Source organism: Verrucosispora sp. SN26_14.1 (genome assembly GCF_004307965.1).
GTDB lineage: Bacteria > Actinomycetota > Actinomycetes > Mycobacteriales > Micromonosporaceae > Micromonospora.
In genome coordinates, this window is sequence record NZ_SISL01000747.1 from 1 (window position 1) to 1676 (window position 1676).

Sequence of the window (1676 nt, forward strand, 5' to 3'; positions counted from 1 at the left end):
ATATGTGTATAAGCTACAGGCCTGCGTCCGTCGGCTCGGCGCGAGCGTGTCGCTGCCGCACCGGGCCGACATCGACCAGCTCTACGTCCCGGCACCCTGACCGGGACGGCCGGTCGGGCGTCCGCCGCCGTGTCCCGGTGCGGTGTCGGCGTCGGTGCGGAACGCCCGGCGGTACGCCGACGGTGAGGTCCGCATCGCCCGGGCGAAGTGGTGGCGGTAGGTGACCGACGTGTCGAAGCCGACCGCGGCGGCGATCTCCGTGACCGGTGCGTCGCTCGTCTCCAGCAGCGCCAGGCTGGCCCGGATCCGCTGGTCGATCAGCCACCGGATCGGGCTGGTGCCGGTGGCACGGGCGAAGTGCCGCAGGTAGGTGCGCGGTGACATGTGCGCCTGCCGGGCCAGCGTCGCCACCGTCAGCGGTGCGGGCAGGTGCGCCAACGCCCAGGCGAGGCTGCCGGCGATCCGGTCGTCGTCCGGGCCGGTGGTCACCGGGGCCTCGATGAACTGCGCCTGACCGCCGTCGCGGTGCGGCGGGATCACCAGCCGCCGGGCCACCGCGTTGGCCACCGCCACCCCGTGGTCCCGCCGGACCAGGTGCACGCAGAGGTCCAGACCGGCGGCGCTGCCCGCGCTGGTGAGCACGTCACCGTCGTCGAGGTACAGCACGTCGGGATCCACCGTCACCTGCGGGTAGCGGCGGGCCAGCAGGTCGGCGTACCGCCAGTGGGTGGTGGCCCGACGGCCGTCGAGCAGGCCGGCGCCGGCCAGCGCGAACGCGCCGGAACAGAGGGAGACGAGCCGGGCGCCGCCCCGGTGCGCCCGGCGCAGGGCGGCGACCAGTTCGGGTGACGGCGTGCCGTGCACGTCGGGCACCCCGGGCACGATCACCGTCCCGGCGGCGGCCAGGTCGTCCAGGCCGTACGGGCTGTGCAGGCCGGCGCCGCCGACCAGCGGCACCGGGCCGGGCCGTTCGGCGCAGAGCCGCAGCGTGTACCAGGGCACGCCCAGCTCGGGCCGGGGCAGACCGAAGACCTCGGTGACGAATCCGGTCTCGAAGACCGACATCCCCGGGTACGCGAGCACGGCGACGGTGCGGTACGCCGGAGTCATGGCGGGATGTTAGCGCAGTACGGCGGCAGCGCCACTCGTCGTCGACGGCGTACCGGCCGAGGATCGGTGCATGTCACGTGTTTTCGCGGTGCCGGCCGCCACGCCGGATGCCGCCGTCACCCAGTTCCTGGACCGGCTCCGGTTCGAGACCGACGTCGCCGACGTGCACGCCGACCTGACCGCCGGGGTGCCCGATCTGGTGGTGGTCGACTCCCGGAGCGACGACGCCTGGGAGCAGGGTCATCTGCCCGACGCCCTGCACCTGCCCACCGCGCGGATCGCCACGGAGGCGGCGGTGACGGTGCCACCCGGAGCGCGGGTGGTGACGTACTGCTGGGGTCCCGGTTGTGACGGCGCCACCCGGGCGGCGCTGGAGTTCGCCCGGCTCGGCTATCCGGTCAAGGAGATGCGCGGCGGGTACGAGTACTGGGCGCGGGAGGGCCTGCCGGTGGTGACCGGGACCGGGATCACGCAGCGACCGGTGGACGAGCTGACCGCGCCGCGCCGCGCCGCCTGCGGCCTGTGTCTTATAGACATCTCCGAGCCCACGAGACTAGCGCTCATCT

Annotated in this window: 2 protein-coding genes; one reads left to right on the forward strand and one right to left on the reverse strand. The window is 73.9% G+C overall.

Annotated features, from left to right (window positions below; genetic code table 11):
* Positions 1-81 precede the first annotated feature (81 nt).
* Positions 82-1110 (reverse strand): helix-turn-helix domain-containing protein, encoded by a 1029-nt coding sequence (locus tag EYA84_RS31560; protein ID WP_131057822.1) that lies wholly within the window; start codon positions 1108-1110, stop codon positions 82-84.
* 70 nt (positions 1111-1180) lie between these two features.
* Here EYA84_RS31560 and EYA84_RS31565 point away from each other — a divergent pair.
* Positions 1181-1676: rhodanese-like domain-containing protein (locus EYA84_RS31565; RefSeq protein ID WP_131057823.1), on the forward strand; the 496-nt coding region annotated here is incomplete at its 3' end.